The sequence below is a fragment of the Thermoanaerobacter brockii subsp. finnii Ako-1 genome (genome assembly GCF_000175295.2).
Lineage (GTDB): Bacteria > Bacillota > Thermoanaerobacteria > Thermoanaerobacterales > Thermoanaerobacteraceae > Thermoanaerobacter > Thermoanaerobacter pseudethanolicus.
In genome coordinates, this window is sequence record NC_014964.1 from 1,015,838 (window position 1) to 1,032,611 (window position 16,774).

General features: G+C 33.3%; 17 protein-coding genes. 13 read left to right on the top strand and 4 right to left on the bottom strand.

The window, feature by feature from the left end; translation table 11 throughout:
• Positions 1 to 112 precede the first annotated feature (112 nt).
• From THEBR_RS04895 to ltrA, 3 genes are all read left to right on the top strand, one after another.
• On the top strand, positions 113 to 1,933 hold the full coding sequence (locus THEBR_RS04895; protein ID WP_012269252.1) for an NAD(P)/FAD-dependent oxidoreductase: 1,821 nt from the start codon (positions 113 to 115) through the stop codon (positions 1,931 to 1,933).
• A gap of 11 nt (positions 1,934 to 1,944) precedes the next feature.
• Positions 1,945 to 2,535: an alpha/beta fold hydrolase gene (locus THEBR_RS04900; RefSeq protein ID WP_004406808.1), complete on the top strand. Its 591-nt coding sequence runs from the start codon at positions 1,945 to 1,947 to the stop codon at positions 2,533 to 2,535.
• A gap of 457 nt (positions 2,536 to 2,992) precedes the next feature.
• Positions 2,993 to 4,405 (top strand): group II intron reverse transcriptase/maturase, encoded by a 1,413-nt coding sequence (ltrA, locus tag THEBR_RS04905; RefSeq protein WP_012269208.1) that lies wholly within the window; start codon positions 2,993 to 2,995, stop codon positions 4,403 to 4,405.
• Positions 4,406 to 4,468: 63 nt separating this feature from the next.
• Here ltrA and THEBR_RS04910 read toward each other — a convergent pair whose 3' ends face one another.
• Positions 4,469 to 5,707 carry a M48 family metallopeptidase gene (locus THEBR_RS04910; RefSeq protein ID WP_012269253.1) on the bottom strand — a complete coding sequence of 413 codons (1,239 nt, stop codon included), beginning with the start codon at positions 5,705 to 5,707 and terminating at the stop codon, positions 4,469 to 4,471.
• A 146-nt stretch (positions 5,708 to 5,853) separates the two neighbouring features.
• On the opposite strand from THEBR_RS04910, the gene THEBR_RS04915 reads away from it, so the two are divergent.
• The 4 genes from THEBR_RS04915 to THEBR_RS04930 all read left to right on the top strand — a co-directional run bounded on the left by THEBR_RS04915 (position 5,854) and on the right by THEBR_RS04930 (position 10,134).
• Positions 5,854 to 7,542 carry a B12-binding domain-containing radical SAM protein gene (locus THEBR_RS04915; RefSeq protein ID WP_003868822.1) on the top strand — a complete coding sequence of 563 codons (1,689 nt, stop codon included), beginning with the start codon at positions 5,854 to 5,856 and terminating at the stop codon, positions 7,540 to 7,542.
• 64 nt (positions 7,543 to 7,606) lie between these two features.
• Entirely contained in the window at positions 7,607 to 8,338 is a 732-nt protein-coding gene (locus tag THEBR_RS04920; protein ID WP_003868821.1) for a glycerophosphodiester phosphodiesterase, read from the top strand.
• A 1-nt stretch (position 8,339) separates the two neighbouring features.
• Positions 8,340 to 9,545: an MFS transporter gene (locus THEBR_RS04925; protein ID WP_009052275.1), complete on the top strand. Its 1,206-nt coding sequence runs from the start codon at positions 8,340 to 8,342 to the stop codon at positions 9,543 to 9,545.
• A gap of 64 nt (positions 9,546 to 9,609) precedes the next feature.
• Entirely contained in the window at positions 9,610 to 10,134 is a 525-nt protein-coding gene (locus tag THEBR_RS04930) for an O-acetyl-ADP-ribose deacetylase (RefSeq protein ID WP_009052276.1), read from the top strand.
• 37 nt (positions 10,135 to 10,171) lie between these two features.
• On the opposite strand, the gene THEBR_RS04935 is transcribed toward THEBR_RS04930, so the two are convergent.
• Positions 10,172 to 10,981 (bottom strand): undecaprenyl-diphosphate phosphatase, encoded by an 810-nt coding sequence (locus THEBR_RS04935; RefSeq protein WP_012269254.1) that lies wholly within the window; start codon positions 10,979 to 10,981, stop codon positions 10,172 to 10,174.
• A gap of 146 nt (positions 10,982 to 11,127) precedes the next feature.
• Between THEBR_RS04935 and THEBR_RS04940 the strand changes: the two genes are divergently transcribed.
• Both THEBR_RS04940 and sspI read left to right on the top strand, forming a co-directional pair.
• The gene (locus THEBR_RS04940; protein ID WP_009052278.1) at positions 11,128 to 11,397 is read left to right on the top strand and encodes a pro-sigmaK processing inhibitor BofA family protein; all 270 of its coding nucleotides are present in this window, start codon (positions 11,128 to 11,130) and stop codon (positions 11,395 to 11,397) included.
• An 86-nt stretch (positions 11,398 to 11,483) separates the two neighbouring features.
• On the top strand, positions 11,484 to 11,684 hold the full coding sequence (sspI, locus tag THEBR_RS04945) for a small acid-soluble spore protein SspI (RefSeq protein ID WP_003868635.1): 201 nt from the start codon (positions 11,484 to 11,486) through the stop codon (positions 11,682 to 11,684).
• A gap of 29 nt (positions 11,685 to 11,713) precedes the next feature.
• Here the strand turns inward: sspI and THEBR_RS04950 are convergent, their stop codons facing one another.
• On the bottom strand, positions 11,714 to 13,069 hold the full coding sequence (locus THEBR_RS04950; RefSeq protein ID WP_012269255.1) for a hypothetical protein: 1,356 nt from the start codon (positions 13,067 to 13,069) through the stop codon (positions 11,714 to 11,716).
• A 96-nt stretch (positions 13,070 to 13,165) separates the two neighbouring features.
• On the opposite strand from THEBR_RS04950, the gene THEBR_RS04955 reads away from it, so the two are divergent.
• Together THEBR_RS04955 and THEBR_RS04960 are read left to right on the top strand one after the other, a co-directional pair.
• Complete coding sequence (locus THEBR_RS04955) at positions 13,166 to 13,432, top strand: DUF1294 domain-containing protein (RefSeq protein WP_003868633.1); 267 nt, start codon at positions 13,166 to 13,168, stop codon at positions 13,430 to 13,432.
• A 160-nt stretch (positions 13,433 to 13,592) separates the two neighbouring features.
• The gene (locus THEBR_RS04960; RefSeq protein ID WP_009052279.1) at positions 13,593 to 14,771 is read left to right on the top strand and encodes an FprA family A-type flavoprotein; all 1,179 of its coding nucleotides are present in this window, start codon (positions 13,593 to 13,595) and stop codon (positions 14,769 to 14,771) included.
• Positions 14,772 to 14,788: 17 nt separating this feature from the next.
• On the opposite strand, the gene arsC is transcribed toward THEBR_RS04960, so the two are convergent.
• Positions 14,789 to 15,226: an arsenate reductase (thioredoxin) gene (arsC, locus tag THEBR_RS04965; RefSeq protein WP_012269256.1), complete on the bottom strand. Its 438-nt coding sequence runs from the start codon at positions 15,224 to 15,226 to the stop codon at positions 14,789 to 14,791.
• Positions 15,227 to 15,350: 124 nt separating this feature from the next.
• Here arsC and THEBR_RS04970 point away from each other — a divergent pair, with 124 nt between their 5' ends.
• Both THEBR_RS04970 and gnd read left to right on the top strand, forming a co-directional pair.
• Positions 15,351 to 15,659: a hypothetical protein gene (locus tag THEBR_RS04970; RefSeq protein ID WP_003868629.1), complete on the top strand. Its 309-nt coding sequence runs from the start codon at positions 15,351 to 15,353 to the stop codon at positions 15,657 to 15,659.
• 217 nt (positions 15,660 to 15,876) lie between these two features.
• Positions 15,877 to 16,773, top strand: coding sequence for a phosphogluconate dehydrogenase (NAD(+)-dependent, decarboxylating) (gene gnd, locus THEBR_RS04975; protein ID WP_012269257.1), 897 nt, complete (start codon positions 15,877 to 15,879; stop codon positions 16,771 to 16,773).
• Position 16,774 lies beyond the last annotated feature (1 nt).

A 16,774-nucleotide genomic window follows, 5' to 3' on the forward strand; every position in this document is an offset into this window, starting at 1 on the left:
AAATTTCACATTAACCACCTCATAAGTTTTCACTTATATGTTGTATAAAATTATATTATTTTACTTATGTCAATGCAAGTTTTAAAATATAACTATGAAAGAGGTGGTCAATGTGTTATTAAAAGAAGGGAAAATAGGGAATATTAAGTTAAAAAATAGGATAATTATGTTGCCTACTGTTACAAATTTATCAAATGAGGGGTTTGTAAGCGAAAGAGAAATGGAATATTATAAAAGAAGGTCAAAAGGTGTCTCATTGGTCATTGTGGGTGCAAGTTACGTAAATAAGCTGGGGAAATTTTTTATAAATCAAATAGGAATAGATGATGACGACAAAATACAGGGACTTAGAAGATTATCGGAGGTAATTCACCAAAATGGGGCACAAGCTGCTATTCAACTTGCAATGCACAATCCAAAATACAAGCCATCAGATTTTACAAAACAACAAATACAAGGCTTTGTACAAGATTTTGTAAGTGGAGCAATAAGGGCGAAAAAGGCTGGTTTTGATGCTGTGGAGTTGCATTTTGCTCACGGATGGTTTGTAAATCAATTTTTATCTCCTGATACAAACAAAAGGACTGACGAATACGGAGGAAATTTTGAAGGAAGGACAAAGTTTGCACTTGATATATTGCGAGAAGTTAAAAAAACTATTCCGGAGATGACGGTAATTTGCAGGATTAATGGCAGTGATTTTACAGATAGAGGCTTTACAATTGAAGAGAGTGTAAGATTCGCAAAACTGTTAGAATACCATGGTGCTGATGCTTTAGATATATCGGGAGGTGTATCTTCCACATCGGAGTACCATATCTCTCCTATGGGGATTGAAGATAAGCCTTTGATTGGAATTGTAAAGAGGATAAAAGAAAATGTAACTATACCTGTTATAGCGGTTGATAAGCTCGGCAGTGTTTATGATTGGGAAAAAGTTTTAGAGGATGGCATAGCTGATTTTATAGGGATAGCTCGTGGTTTCATAGGAGATCCGGATTTGGCGGAAAAATTGATAAAAGGACACGAAGAAGATATAAGGTATTGCATTCACTGCAATCAGGCGTGTATTGCATACATTCAAAAAGGACTTTCTGTTTCTTGCATGATTAATCCAGAGGTAGGAAGAGAAAAAGAATTTGAAGTAAAGACCGATAAACCATTAAATATAGCTGTAATTGGCGGCGGGCCAGCGGGCATGTCTGCGGCCAAATATCTCGCAAAAAAAGGCCATAACGTTACTTTGTTTGAAAAAGAAAATAAACTTGGTGGACAACTAAATGTAGCAAAAGTGCCTCCTCATAAACAAGAGATAGGAAAAGTTATTGAATATCTGGAAAATGATTTAAAGAAATACAATGTCAAAGTACATTTAAATAAAAAAATAAGTTTACAGGAAATAAAAGAAATGCCTTATGATAAAATTGTCATTGCTACAGGCTCAAAGCCAGCTAAAATCAATTTGGATGCGGATATAAATCCCTACATGGCTATTGAAGTATTGGAGGGAAATATTCCAAAAGGAAGAGATATTGCAATAATTGGTGGAGGCCTTACTGGACTTGAAACAGCCGAATACCTTGCTGAAAAAGGGAAAAAAGTGACAGTTTTAGAAATGAAAGAAGAAGTTGGCGAAGGGATATACCCAATGGTTAAAAAACTGATTTTAAATAGATTAAAAGAACTTAAAGTTGATATAATCACAAATGCTTTAATAAAAGAAATATCTGGGGGGAAACTCATGTATACTTCCAAGGACACATATAAAGTAGTCAAAGTGGAGGATGTAGTTTTAGCAGTTGGAAATTTACCTGATACTGAATTTGAGGAACTAAAAAATGAGAACAGATATTATTTCATTGGTGACTGCAAAACTGTTGCTTCTGCAGTAGAAGCGATAAGGGATGGAGCAGAGCTTTCACTCATTATATAGAGGTGATTTAAATGGTTATAAAAGGTGAGTATGTAAATATAAAAGGCAGTAAAATTCATTATTTAGAAATAGATAAAGAGAGTAGCAAAGATACAGTGATATTATTGCATGGCAAAAGATACAATGCTTATGATTGGATAAATTCAGGGATAGCTGAAAATTTATCTAATCAAGGATTTAAGGTGATATGCTTTGAGTTTCCCGGATATGGTTCTTCCGAAGAGTGCGATTTAGAAAAGGAAGAGGTTTTATTAGAATTTGTAAAAAAATTAAATATATCTTCTTTTCACCTTGTAGCTCCCTCTTTTAGTGGGGAGATATCTATAAAATTTGCTCTCAAATATGGCGATATGCTTAAAAGCTTGACAATTGTAGATAGCATAAATGTAGATAAATACAAAGAAAAATTAAATGAAATATATGTAAAAACATTGATTGTATGGGGGAAGAAAGATGAAATTGCACCCTATGAATTTGCGGAAATATTGAAAAATAATATTAAAAACAGTACATTGTTTGTGTTTGAAAATTTGGGACATACCTGCTATTTTGATGATGCAAAAAAGTTCTCTGAGGTGTTGATAAATTTTATAAGAGCATAAATTAAAGGGGCTGTCTTTAGGATGGCCTTTTTTTTATGTGCGCCCGGCATGGGCGATAACTAGGCGGTGAAAGTCCGCTGTGGGCTTGGTAGTGGGAACCACTAGCCAAGAGCAAGGGTGTCCATCGTGAGGTGGAATCTGAAGGAAGCTTAAGGCAAAATCTCGGTCTGATGAACAAGAACCAGATAAGAGGCTGAATTGGGATGGATGAGTTTGCGTAACAAAACGAAGTCCAACACTACCCGAATCCCATACAGTAAATCTGGCAGATATATGAGATGAAAGTTATCGTTCTTACCCGGGGAGGTCTCAAGGATAAGTCACTAAAGTGAACTCTGAAGTGACAACCCATACAGTGATGTATGGTTGAACCTTGAGAAGTCAGCAGAGGTCATAGTACTTATCTAGTCATGAATAGATAAGGAAGGGCCGAACGTTAGGAGGTTTTGGAAATCTTATGGACTCGAAAGATATGCAGAGACTGCAGACAACTCAACAAAGAGGCTATCCGTTGAATAGAGAAATGGAATTTCAAAAGACAACGGAAGTGCATAGTATATCATCGGCGTCAAAAGATAGAAGAAACGATGTACAAAGATATACCAGCAAGATGCTTGAAATGATAGTAGAACGAGGAAACATGAGAGCAGCATACAAGCGCGTTGTTGCAAATAAAGGAAGCCATGGAGTCGATGGGATGGAAGTAGATGAACTTCTACCGTATCTCAAAGAAAACTGGGCAACCATAAAACAACAACTGCTGGAGGGGAAATACAAACCACAACCAGTGCGAAGAGTAGAAATTTCCAAACCAGATGGAGGAGTAAGACTACTAGGAATACCTACAGCACTAGATAGGCTAATACAACAAGCAATAGCCCAAATACTAAATAGAGTCTACAACCATACATTTTCTGATAGCAGTTATGGATTTAGACCAGGACGCAGTGCAAAAGACGCAATAAAAGCCGCAGAAGCATATATAAATGAAGGATATACATGGGTTGTAGATATGGACTTAGAAAAGTTCTTTGATAGAGTAAACCACGACATAATAATGTCCAAACTAGAAAAGCGGATAGGAGACAAAAGGGTACTAAAGTTAATACGAAGATACTTAGAATCAGGAGTAATGATAAACGGAGTCAAAGTATCAACAGAAGAAGGGACACCCCAAGGAGGGCCATTAAGTCCCCTATTAGCAAACATAATGTTGGACGAACTAGACAAAGAACTTGAGAAACGAGGGCATAAATTCTGCCGATATGCAGATGACTGCAACATATATGTAAAAAGCAGGTCTGCAGGAAACAGAGTAATGAAGAGCATAAAGAAATTCATAGAAAGCAAATTAAAACTAAAAGTCAACGAAGCAAAAAGTGCTGTAGATAGACCATGGAGAAGAAAATTTCTTGGATTTTCATTCTACACAAAAGAAAACGAAGTAAGAATAAGAATCCATGAAAAATCCATCAAAAGGTTTAAGGAAAAAGTAAGAGAAATAACCAATCGGAACAAGGGAATAAGCATGGAAAACAGAATAAAAAGACTAAATCAAATAACAACAGGATGGGTCAACTATTTTGGATTAGCAGACGCGAAAAGCATAATGAAAACCCTTGACGAATGGATAAGGCGAAGACTAAGGGCATGTATATGGAAACAATGGAAGAAGATAAAAACGAAGCATGATAACTTAGTAAAACTAGGAGTAGAAGAACAAAAAGCCTGGGAATACGCCAATACAAGGAAAGGCTACTGGAGAATATCCAATAGCCCAATCCTAAATAAGACTCTTACAAATAAATACTTTGAAAGCATAGGTTATAAGAGTTTATCCCAAAGATATCTAATTGTACACAATTCCTAATGAACCGCCGTATACCGAACGGTACGTACGGTGGTGTGAGAGGACGCTGAATAAAATAATTATTCAGCTCCTACTCGATATTTGCCTTTCTACTAATTTAATCCTATGCATTGTAGAAGGATGAGAATAAGAAAACCATTCTATAAAAGGCGGCGGAGCTACATCCAATAAACTTTTTTTAGCAAGGTCAATCTGAAGTTTTATTACAAGTTTTTTGTCGCGAAGGTACTCTACAGATAGTAAATCTGCTTGTTTTTCCATCTGCCTTGATATGTAATTTTGTATTGGACTTGTGTCAAAATTTATAAGTAGTATAAACAAATATATCATCGCTAAAACAGCAGGAGTCATTCTTTTACCATAAGGGAGAAATAGGCTTGAGTGAATTAAAATATTAAGAAAATAAAGGCCTATTACAAGTCCTACTATGCCTATTAACATACTTTTTAATACGTGATTTTCTTTCCAATGACCTGCTTCATGAGCTATAACTGCCTTTATTTCATCCTCTGGATAATTTTTTAATAATGTATCATACAATACAATCCTACTTGTCTTTCCAAATCCATAAAAGTAGGCATTGGCAAGAGTAGTCCTTTTACTTGCATCCATTTCTTGAATCTTATCTATTTTTATTCCCGCATTTTTTGATATTTCCTTTACCATGTTTATTATTTTTTGGTCTTTGATTGGGGTGAATTTATTAAATAAAGGTGCTATAAAAGTAGGATAGACGTAAATTTGCACAAACATAATTATCGTCAAAAAGACTGCAGCACTTACCCACCAGTTATTAGGCCATTTATTTAGAGCCACAAATAAGAGCAATACTCCCATTGACGAAAAAACAAAGTCTAAAGCCGCACTTTTAAAATAATCACTCCACCAAGAAGCCATTGTCTGTACAGAAAAACCCCATTCAACTTGAACAGAATGGCTTAAAAGGCTAAAGGGTAGAGATATTAACCTTAAAATTACCCATAAGGCAATGAAATATAAAAAGACATTCACATAGTATTTACCTGAAGCTAATTTTTCAGTATAATATGAAAGCTTGATAGCATTATTCCCAAATACAAACCATATCAAAAAAGCTGCTTTTGTCAAAAAAGAAGTTATGTAAATCAATCGATTTATTCTGTGATACTTTTGCGCTTTTGATATTTCTAAAGGAGAAAAATATTTGTAGACTTCACGAGGTATATTTCCTGGAAATAATGTATAATAAAGGTATAAAGCAGAAAATATTGTGGTAATTAATATAAGTGTCAGCCACAATTTATTGAATTTTATAAAAGACATAGTCTTCAATCCTTTCACAAAGTTTTACCTAACAATATTATATCTCATTAGAGGAAAAAATAGTTTTGCAAATAAAATTATTTGCTTTTTTGTATAAATACTTATATTATATATTTGTAAAATGTAGTAAAATGCGAGGGATATATATGAAAACACTTCTTGTAGGAATCAATGCAAAATATTATCACACCAATCTTGCTATAAGAAATATAAGAAAGTTTTGTCATCCTTATGATATAGAAATTTTTGAGACTACTATAAATGACAGTACAGATTTTATGCTAGAAAGTGTTGTAGAAAAGGAACCAGACGTAGTAGGTATATCTTGTTACATATGGAATATAGAAATAGCATTAAATTTGGCTGAAAATATAAAAAAAATACTTCCGAAAGTAATATTGGTTTTGGGGGGACCTGAGGCTTCTTATGATGTAGATAATCTTTTGTCAAAAGGCTTTATAGATTACATAGTTTTAGGGGAAGGGGAAATTGCTTTTAAAGAATTATTGGAAGCGTTAGAAGGAAAAAGGGATATAAAAGAAGTTGCAGGAATTAGCTATAAGGTTGATGGGCAAATAGTAATTCAACCACAAAAAGATTATGTCAACTTAAATGAAGTTCCCATATCTTATGAGGAAGAGGAAGATTTGAGCAATAAGCTTGTGTATTATGAGACCTCAAGAGGTTGTCCTTTTAAATGTGCTTATTGTCTTTCTTCTATTGACAATAAATTGAGATATGAAAGCCTTGAAAAAGTCGAAGGGGATTTGAAGTGGTTTGTAGATAAAAATGTGAAAATATTAAAACTTATTGATAGGTCTTTTAATTCAAATAGAAAGAGAGCAAGAGAGATTTTAAATATTATGAAAAAAATAGGTGGAGATACTGTATTTCACTGCGAAGTTAACCCTGAGCTTGTGGATAAAGAGTTTATAGAAGAATTAAAAGGGTTGGAAAAAAGAATACAGTTTGAAGTAGGAGTTCAGACTACAAATAAGAATAGCTTAAAAAAAATATCTCGTATTACTGCAGTTGAAAAAGCCTTGAGAGGAATAAAACTGCTTAGAGAAGCGGGAATAAAACTGCATGTAGATTTGATAGCGGGACTTCCTGAAGATAGTTTTGAAACTTTTAGTAAAGCTTTTGATGATGTGTATAATTTAAAACCTGATGAAATACAGTTGGGATTTTTAAAAGTATTAAAAGGTACTCCTTTAATGAGAAAAGTGGAGGAGTTTAAAATAGTTTATGATAATAAGCCCCCCTATGAGATCTTGTATACAAAGGATGTTAGTTATCAAGAGTTAGTCATTTTAAAAGGTATAGCATTCCTTTTGAACAAATACTATAATTCCGGAAAATTTAAAAAAACTCTTGAATATTTGGAGAATAAATTTGAAAGGCCATTTGACTTTTATCTTGAATTTTATAAGTACTGGAAGGAAAACGAGCTATTATATAAAAATCATTCATTAAAAGCCTTATACGATATTTTATATAAATTTTCTATTGAAACACTCGATGTTGATGAGGATTTAATAAAAGACGTTATAAAATTTGATTTTTTGTATTTTAATGCTGCCAAAGATTTACCTGATTGTGTAAAAGAAAAATATGAGAAAGGTCAAGAGATTTTTAAAAAGTATATTAAAGATGAAAATTGGTTAAAAGAAAATCTTCCACAAGCTGTTGGACTTTCCAGCCTTGAATTGTCAAAAAAAATAGTTTATGAATTTTTTAAACACGATGTGACAGCAGATTTTAAAAAAGAAAATTTAATAATAATTTTCCTTCATGGAAAAGAACAAACTTATTATGCAAAATTAATTTTGTGAATTTGTTTTTAAAGGTAAATGTGATAAAATTTGTATAGTAATTGAAAAATGAGGAGGCATATTTATGAAACCTTTAGTAATCGCCCATAGAGGAGATTCAAGAAATGCTCCAGAAAACACATTAGCATCTTTTAAAAGTGCTTTAGAAATGGGAGCTGACGGTATTGAATTGGACGTGCAGCTTACTAAAGATGGACAACTAGTAGTTATTCACGATGAAAGGGTAGACAGGACTACAGACGGAATTGGCTTTGTTAAAGATTTTACTTTAAAAGAGCTTAAGAGGTTAGATGCTGGCATAAAATTTGACAAGAAGTTTGCAGGTGAGAGAATACCAAGTCTTTATGAAGTTTTTGAACTCATTGGACATAAAAATTTTATTGTAAATATAGAGATAAAAAGTGGAATTGTACTTTATCCAGGAATTGAAGAAAAGCTTATCAAAGCGATAGAAGATTATGACTTTGAGGATAGAGTAGTTATTTCTTCTTTTAACCATTATAGCTTAAGGGATGTAAAGAGAATGGCACCGGAGCTTAAAATTGGGCTTCTTTATCAATGTGGGCTTGTAGAACCATGGCACATGGCAATACGAATGAAAGCGTATTCTCTGCATCCTTTTTATTTTAATATAATACCTGAATTAGTAGAGGGATGTAAAAAGAATAATATAAAATTATTTCCTTGGACTGTTGATAGGAAAGAAGACATGGAAATGATGATAAAAGCAGGTGTTGATGCGATTATCACTGACGACCCACAAACTTTGATAAATCTTTTAGAGAAGGGAGAATAATATGTCCTCGCGATTGAATTATTTGAAGATATTTAATTTAGGCCTTGGTTTTATGGTAATTTCCATGATTTGGGCAGCATATAATGCCTATATGCCCATTTTTCTTGGTAATTTTACAAAAAGCAATACTTTAATTGGGTTTGTAATGAGTTGGGACAACATTGCTAACCTTTTTATACTTCCATTTTTTGGAGCTTTAAGCGATAATACGCGAACAAGAATAGGCAGGCGAATGCCATATATACTTGTAAGCATGCCTCTTGCTGGCGTTTTATATGCTTTGCTTCCACTTCAGACAAAACTTTTATCGCTTCTCGTTATAGATTTGTTGTTTAATATTGTTGTAGCTACGTATAGGACTCCTATGGTAGCTTTAATGCCAGATATTGTAGAAGAAGAGCACAGAAGCAAAGCTAATGGAGTCATAAATTTTATGGGAGGATTAGGTTCATTAATAATATTTTTTATTGGATCTCAGCTTTATAAAATAAACAAAGCATATCCCTTCTTTTTGTCAGGGATTTTATCATTAATTATACCTATAGTTTTATTTTTAACAATTAAAGAACCTAAAATAGTTGTTAATGAGGAAAAAAAAGAAAAACAGAGTATTTTAAAGGCACTTGCTACTGTGGTAAAAGATCAAAATAAAGCACCCTTTTATACTCTCCTGTCAATTTTTATGACAATTGCAGGTTTTTCTGCAGTTGAAACTTTTTTCACAAGGTATTGCAAAATAGCTTTAAGGATAGACGAAAGTGTTTCTTCTTTTGCAATGGGTTTTTACGCTTTGGCATTTTTAGTTTTTGCTTTACCTGCTGGATTTATAGCTACAAAAATAGGAAAAAGAAAAACTATGATGATTGGAGCTTTTGGACAAGGAATTTTATTTTTAATATTTATGATAGTACGTGATTTTAGGACAATCCAAATTTTGATGCCTTTTGCTGGAATGTTTAATGCTTTATTTACAATAAATTCTTATCCTCTTGTAGTGAGCTATACTTCAGCTGAAAAAATAGGAACATATACAGGGCTTTATTATTTCTTTTCATCCCTGGCAGCAATAGTTACTCCTTCCTCTTTTGGAGCTATTATGGATTTTATAGGATTTAACAAGTTATTTTTAGCAGCGTCTATATGTTTATTTATATCTTTTGCTTTTCTATGGATAATTGGTGAAAAATATGAAAACACAATGTTGTGAAAATATAGCTTTTTTGTGGTATAATCTTAATTGAAAATAAAAATAAAAATTATAGGGTGATGAAATGAAAGAAAAGATAAAATTAATAAAGGGGAATATTGTGGATCAAGAAGTAGATGCTATTGTAAATGCTGCAAATTCTTCTTTATCTGGAGGTGGTGGAGTAGACGGAGCTATTCATAGAGCGGGTGGCCCTTCTATCGCTGAGGAGTGCAGAGTTATAAGAGAAAAACAAGGGGGTTGTCCTACAGGTCATGCGGTTATAACTGGAGCAGGTAATTTAAAGGCTAAATATGTGATTCACGCTGTAGGACCTATTTGGAGAGGTGGCAATCATAATGAAGATAATTTATTAGCAAGTGCTTACATAGAAAGCCTCAAATTGGCGGATGAATATAATGTAAAAACTATAGCTTTTCCTTCTATAAGCACAGGAGCTTATGGTTTTCCTATAGAAAGAGCGGCAAAAATAGCTTTAAGAGTAGTATCTGATTATCTTGAAGGTAGCGATATAAAAGAAGTGAGATTTATACTTTTTAGTGATAAAGACTATGAAGTGTATTCAAAAGCTTATGAGGAACTGACTTAAAGAGAGATAGACCCTCAATACGGGCCTATCTCTCGATTTATTTTACTATTTTTTCTGCCACAAGTAATATCATCAATACACCTACAGCTAGTCTATAATAAGCAAAAGGTTTTAAAGAATGCCTGGTAAGATAAGATAAGAATTTATCGACGACAAATAAAGCTGTTAAGAATGACGTGATAAAGCCTACTGCCAGGGCTTGCCATTCCAATAAAGACATGGCGCTAAAGCCCTTCAAAAGAGAAAGAGTCGTTGCAGCAAACATTGTAGGTATTGCTAAAAAGAAGGAAAATTCCGCTGCAGCTTTAACTGACAATCCTGCGAGCATACCTCCCATTATAGTAGACGCCGACCGTGACATTCCTGGAAACAGGGACATAACTTGTGCTATACCTATTAACAAAGATTTTTTTGTATCTACTTTGTCCATGTTGTCAATTTTATATCTTTTTCCGAAAGTATCTTCTATGACTATCATCATTATTGCACCTGCGATGAGGGCAATTGCTACAGTGAAGGGCGAAAATAAATGCTCTTCAATGTATTTGTGAGTAAGTAGTCCTATGACAGCTGCTGGTATAAAGGCTATAAAGATTTTGAACCACAAATTAAATCCCCAACTTCCGGGTTTCAAATTTTTAAGAGAAGCAAATATTTTTTTTCTGTAGTGGAATACAACTGCCAAAATAGCACCCAACTGAATGACGATTTCAAACATGGTGGCGAAGTTGCCTGTAAAATGTATAAATTTTCCTACGATGATGAGATGTCCCGTGGAAGAAATAGGTAAAAATTCAGTTAATCCTTCTACTATTCCCATTATAAAAGCTTTGATTAATAGTTCCATTATCATACCCCTTTGTCTTAAATTTTGTAACCTCTATTATTTTATATGATTAATAAAGACTAATCAATCAAAAAAATGTAAATTTAAATTTATTTTTAATTTGCAAAATATGATATAATGTAATCAAGATATGCGAGGTGATTTGCATGGTGATGGAAGGGACTTTTTCGTTTATTGTTGCTATTTTAATATTAGTTTTTATTTTATGGCTTTTAGGTAAGTCTCTGAGATTGATGTTAAAGTTTGTACTAAATGCCTTAGTGGGTTTTGTGATGCTTTTATTTTTTAATTTTTTTGGTGTTCTATTTGGGGTTTACTTGCCTGTCAATATAATTACCTCTTTTATTACAGGAGTTTTTGGGATAGTTGGTATAGTAATTTTGTTAATTCTTAAATATTTATTCCATGCCATTTAGGTTTAAGTTCCTTTTTAGGAACTTTTTTGTTTATTATTTTTTGTTTTGGGTATTATATTAGTGAATCTTACAATTGGAGGTATGTTATGGACATAAAAAAAGCTGTGCTTGACAACTTAAAAGGAAGAACAAAAGAGGAAATCAAAGGGTTTATACAGGAGGTTGTTGACAGCAAAGAGGAAAATGCAATACCAGGATTGGGGGTGATTTTTGAGGCGACGTGGGAAAAGTTGAGCAATGAGGAGAAAGACAGTATGATGAATTTGATAATGAGGGGAATATCTTAAAAGCCGAGGTTTAGTCCTCGGCTTTGTAATTATAATAAAAATATTGTCACAAAATATGCTGCTATAAGACCTGCTATTGCAGGTACCATGTTTTTTTTAGCGATTTTTTCGGCTTCTACGTCTATTACTGTAGAAACAGCTACGGTACTCCAAGGTATTATTGTACCACCTCCTGTCCATATTGCGGCTATCTGCCCTATAGAAGCTAAAATTGCCGGGTTTAGATTTAAAGTTGAAGAAATTGTTTTAGCAATAGCACCTATTAAAGGAAGGCCTGAGAATCCAGAACCAGATAAACCAGTCAGAACTCCTAATGAAAATTCTAATAAAGAAACAGTGTACTTATTTAATGGAATGTGCTGAGATAAATACATTCCTAAATCTACAAGATATCCTTTTGCATGAGGACTTATAACTTCCTTTGCCATGCTTGTTTCTCCAAGGAGAAAAAAAGCGCTGATGACTATAATTGGGGAAAAGGTTCTCATTCCAGTTATAAAACCTTCTCTTAAATATTCGCGGGTTTTGTCTAAAAAATTTTTTTGTACTATTGTAGAGGCAATTAAAACTATTATAGATGTTCCTCCTATCAAAGCAGTGGCCGCGTTAGAGTGAATTCTAAATAAGAGCATCAGAATTATATCCAAAATAAAAAGTACTACTGCGATTATTGAAACCACAAAACTACTAAAAGGAGGAGAAGGTTTGTCAATGCTATTAACATCTAAATGATTGTTTTGCTGTTGTATTTTACTTTGCTGCAATGTGCTAAAATAAAGTATAAGAATGCTTACAGTTGAGGCTGTAGCCCAAATAGGTAAGCTTGTCAATATCAATGTATGAATTGGTATACCTGCTGCCCTGGCTGTTATAGAGGGAGCTCCTTGTATGAAAAAGTCACTTGACAATGCTACCCCAAAGCCAAAAATTGAAACAATAGAGGCAAGACTTATTTTGTTAATACCCGATTTTAAAGCGGGATTGATGAGGACTGTGCCGAGTAAGCCCACTGCAGGTGCAGGCCATATAAAAAATGATAAAAACATCGTTAAAAAGCCGATTATCCAAAAAGAAAAAGTAGGAGTTTTTAAATATTTTATAAAAGGTTTTGTTATGATTATATCTGCGCCTATGTCATCTAAAGCTTTTGACATAGATATTATAAGAGATATTATTACTATGATTTGCCACAGCCTTTTTCCTGACACAAAAATTGCAGTGTAGAGTATTTGAACGGCTTTTAAGATATTTCCAGTTGATAGAAATCCAATTAAAAATATTGCTAATATTATGGGTAGAATTATATCTTTTCTCATTAAAAGTAAAATCAATATAATTAAAATCATTATTAGATATGCTATGTGGGATGCAGTCAAGGTAACCATTTCAACACCTCTCAATATTTTTCATAGTTTTATGATAGCTATATTTTGAGTTTTTATACCTTTTATAAAGTGGTATAATTGTTATGAGGTGTTATAATGAACAAGATTGCAATGATTGCTTTATTAACTTTAAATGTATTTTCTTTTGTTTTAATGGGTATTGATAAATATAAAGCGATGCATAAACTTTGGAGAATAAGTGAAAAGACCTTTTTCTTTTTAGCACTATTTGGTGGTTCAATAGGCGTATGGATTGGCATGTGTTTTTTTAGACATAAGACAAGACATAAATTATTTGTATTTGGCATACCGATGATTATTCTTTGTCAAATTGTTTTAGTTGCTGTCATAAAATACTGGTAAAATAGTGCATATAATAAAAACTTTTAAGGGTCTGTGCAAAATGTCAGCATATTATTCACCTACTAGCTTTTGACACACACCTTTTAAGGAAAATTGTTTTTTTATAAGAGTTTATTTGCTATAATATAGTTGAGAAATTAACAAATAGGAGGGGACATCGATGAAAGCAATGACTATAAAACCAGGAGTAAGTAAAATTGGCGCAGTACATTGGGAAAGAAGATTATTCGACTCTTTAATACCCCTGCCAGATGGTACGAGTTATAATGCCTATTTGGTAGAAGGAAAGGATAAAATAGCCCTTTTAGATACTGTAGATCCGATGACTTCAGAGATTTTGATGGAACAGTTAAAGGATGTAGAAAAAATTGATTATATAATAGCACATCATGCCGAGCAAGACCATTCAGGATGTATTCCTTTAGTCCTTGAGAAATATAAAGAGGCTAAGGTGATATGTACCCCTAAAGCAAAAACTTATTTGATGGATTTACTTTTAATACCTGAAGACAAATTTATTACTGTAGAAGACGGTGAAACTTTAGATTTAGGAGGAAAGACGTTAAAATTCATACATGCCCCGTGGGTACATTGGCCAGAAACAATGTTTACTTACCTTGTAGAAGATAAAATCCTTTTTACGTGTGACTTTTTAGGTTCCCATCTTGCAACTTCTGAACTTTATGCAACAGATGAGTGCAAAGTGTATGAGGCAGCAAAAAGATACTATGCAGAAATAATGATGCCTTTTAGAAACTTTATAGAAAAGGACTTAGAAAAAATAAAAGATTTGGATATAGATATAATTGCTCCTAGTCATGGTCCTGTGTACAATAACCCTAAATTTATCTTAGATGCTTATAATGAATGGGTTTATGCAAAACCTAAAAATATAGTCGTAATACCTTATTCTACCATGCACGGCAGTGTGAAAAAAATGGTGGAATACCTACAGACTGTTCTTGTGGCAAAGGGCGTCATTGTAAAGCCTTTTGATTTGTCTGTTACAGATATAGGTGAATTGGCTATGGCATTAGTGGATGCTGCTACAATAGTTATAGGTACTCCAACAGTACTTACAGGTGCTCATCCAATGGTGGTTTATGCTACTTATTTGGCCAATGCTTTAAAGCCGAAGACAAAGTTTGTTTCAATTATAGGCTCTTATAATTGGGGTAGCAGGGCACAAGATCAGCTTTCTCAAATGATTACCAATTTAAAAGTAGAGGTTATTTCACCAGTTTTCATAAAAGGATTCCCAAAAGAAGAAGACTTTAAGGCTCTTGATAAGTTAGCTGAAGAAATAGTGAAAAAACATGAAGAGGCTGGAATTTTATAATTTAAAAGCACTCGTGATTAGTGCGAGTGCTTTTTTATGTCTTCTATCAAATTTTTTACATTTTCTTTGATTATATCTCTTATTTCACGAAATTTATTTAAAACTTCTTCTTCTGTGCCTGTTGCTCTTGCAGGGTCTTCTAAGTCCCAATGGAGGCTTTTTATTGAAGGAGGCAAAGCAGGACATTTATCTCTTGCATCACCACATAAAGTTATCACATAATCTGCTTTAAAAAGGATATTTTCATCCAATAAATCGGAAGTTTGATTGCTTAGGTCAATTCCTATTTCCTTCATAACTTGTACAGCTTTTGGGTTTAAACCGTGAGCTTCTACACCACCACTATATACTTCAAAATCATCTTTTCCATAATATTTGCCAAAACCTTCTGCCATTTGACTTCTACAGGAATTGCCAGTGCATATAAAATATAAAATTTTTTTATTTTTTGACACGTAACATCCCCCTTTTTTGTTTATTCACAAATTATTATAGATGATTGTAGATTATAAAACAATCCGCTTTTTGTTAAGAATATGTTAAATTCTTTTGAGTAAAATAAAGTAGAGGTGATGTTTAATGTTGAATTATCCATACGGGCAAAATTCCATAGCGCCTGGTATAATTGTTACACCAGACAATGGAAATGCAAATTTAAAAGTACCGACAGATACATTTAGTATATATGTAAATGGGGAATATGTGGGAGAAAAAATCCTTATTGCACAAGGAGATTTAGGGGAAAACTCTGTAAAAGAGTACCTTATGAATCAAGGTTTTACGGATTTTAGCTATACAACTGATGGGAAAAATATTTATATAGACACATATGAAGAAAATGCTAAAAATATGATAAATTATTTAAAAGTGTATTTAAGAATAAGGTAAAAGGGACTAAAATGGGTCCCTTTTTAAATTTTGTTATATTGCAGATAAAAACAAGGAAAAATAATAGTGTAAAGGTATTAAGCAGGGTTTTTCCCTGCTTTTTAAATGAAAGCATGTGAATTTCGTCATTTAAAATTTTAAAATGTGTGATATAATTATATAACACCCTCAAGTAAAAAATATCACATAACAATAATTATTATTAAGGAGGATTTATATGAAGGTAGGTTTAATTGGATTAGGACGAATGGGATTTAATCTTGCTTTAAATATGAGAGACCATGGGCATGAGGTAGTGGTATATAACAGGTCACCTGAGAAAATAAAAGAGGCTGAAAAGGAAGGAATAAAAGGAGCTTATACAATTGAAGATTTAGTAAAAAACCTTGAAAGAAGAAGAATAATATGGCTTATGGTACCTGCAGGAGACCCTGTTGACGAAATGATAGAAAAATTAGTTCCCTTGCTTGAAGAACATGACATCATAATAGACGGCGGCAATTCCTACTATAAAGATACTTTAAGAAGGTATGAGATGCTTAAAGAAAAGGGAATTGATTTTGTAGATGTTGGAACAAGCGGAGGAATTGAAGGAGCAAGGCATGGGGCTTGTACCATGATAGGAGCAGAAGATGAGGTCTTTAAATATATTGAACCTCTAATTAGGGATATAAGTGCGGAAAACGGTTATTTACATACAGGAAAAAACGGTTCAGGACATTTTGCAAAAATGGTTCATAACGGCATAGAATACGGAATGATGCAGGCTATAGGAGAGGGTTTTGAAGTTTTAGAGAAGAGTCAGTTTGATTTTGATTTAAAAGAAGTGGCTAGAGTTTGGAGCCATGGCTCAGTAATTCGCGGATGGCTTATGGAGCTTATGGAAAAAGCTTTTGAAAAAGACCCTAAATTATCTGGGATAAAAGGAATAATGCACTCTTCTGGAGAAGGACTCTGGACGGTAGAAGAAGCTTTAAACCTCAAAGTGCCAGTGCCTGTAATTGCACAGTCTTTATTTATGAGATATCGTTCAGAGCAAGAAGATACCTTTGCAGGAAAGGTTGTAGCTGCTTTGAGAAATGAGTTTGGAGGACATGCGGTGGAAAAGAATTAAC

What these genes read in the sequence shown, in the direction of transcription:
- THEBR_RS04925 (WP_009052275.1), top strand. Translation starts at nt 8,340, where the DNA reads ATGTCCTCGCGATTGAATTATTTGAAGATATTTAATTTAGGCCTTGGT.
- THEBR_RS04900 (WP_004406808.1), top strand. Translation starts at nt 1,945, where the DNA reads ATGGTTATAAAAGGTGAGTATGTAAATATAAAAGGCAGTAAAATTCAT.
- THEBR_RS04950 (WP_012269255.1), bottom strand. Translation starts at nt 13,069, where the DNA reads ATGGTTACCTTGACTGCATCCCACATAGCATATCTAATAATGATTTTA.
- THEBR_RS04970 (WP_003868629.1), top strand. Translation starts at nt 15,351, where the DNA reads ATGTTGAATTATCCATACGGGCAAAATTCCATAGCGCCTGGTATAATT.
- THEBR_RS04910 (WP_012269253.1), bottom strand. Translation starts at nt 5,707, where the DNA reads ATGTCTTTTATAAAATTCAATAAATTGTGGCTGACACTTATATTAATT.
- THEBR_RS04955 (WP_003868633.1), top strand. Translation starts at nt 13,166, where the DNA reads ATGAACAAGATTGCAATGATTGCTTTATTAACTTTAAATGTATTTTCT.
- THEBR_RS04930 (WP_009052276.1), top strand. Translation starts at nt 9,610, where the DNA reads ATGAAAGAAAAGATAAAATTAATAAAGGGGAATATTGTGGATCAAGAA.
- THEBR_RS04915 (WP_003868822.1), top strand. Translation starts at nt 5,854, where the DNA reads ATGAAAACACTTCTTGTAGGAATCAATGCAAAATATTATCACACCAAT.
- ltrA (WP_012269208.1), top strand. Translation starts at nt 2,993, where the DNA reads ATGGACTCGAAAGATATGCAGAGACTGCAGACAACTCAACAAAGAGGC.
- THEBR_RS04940 (WP_009052278.1), top strand. Translation starts at nt 11,128, where the DNA reads ATGGTGATGGAAGGGACTTTTTCGTTTATTGTTGCTATTTTAATATTA.
- sspI (WP_003868635.1), top strand. Translation starts at nt 11,484, where the DNA reads ATGGACATAAAAAAAGCTGTGCTTGACAACTTAAAAGGAAGAACAAAA.
- THEBR_RS04935 (WP_012269254.1), bottom strand. Translation starts at nt 10,981, where the DNA reads ATGGAACTATTAATCAAAGCTTTTATAATGGGAATAGTAGAAGGATTA.
- THEBR_RS04960 (WP_009052279.1), top strand. Translation starts at nt 13,593, where the DNA reads ATGAAAGCAATGACTATAAAACCAGGAGTAAGTAAAATTGGCGCAGTA.
- gnd (WP_012269257.1), top strand. Translation starts at nt 15,877, where the DNA reads ATGAAGGTAGGTTTAATTGGATTAGGACGAATGGGATTTAATCTTGCT.
- THEBR_RS04920 (WP_003868821.1), top strand. Translation starts at nt 7,607, where the DNA reads ATGAAACCTTTAGTAATCGCCCATAGAGGAGATTCAAGAAATGCTCCA.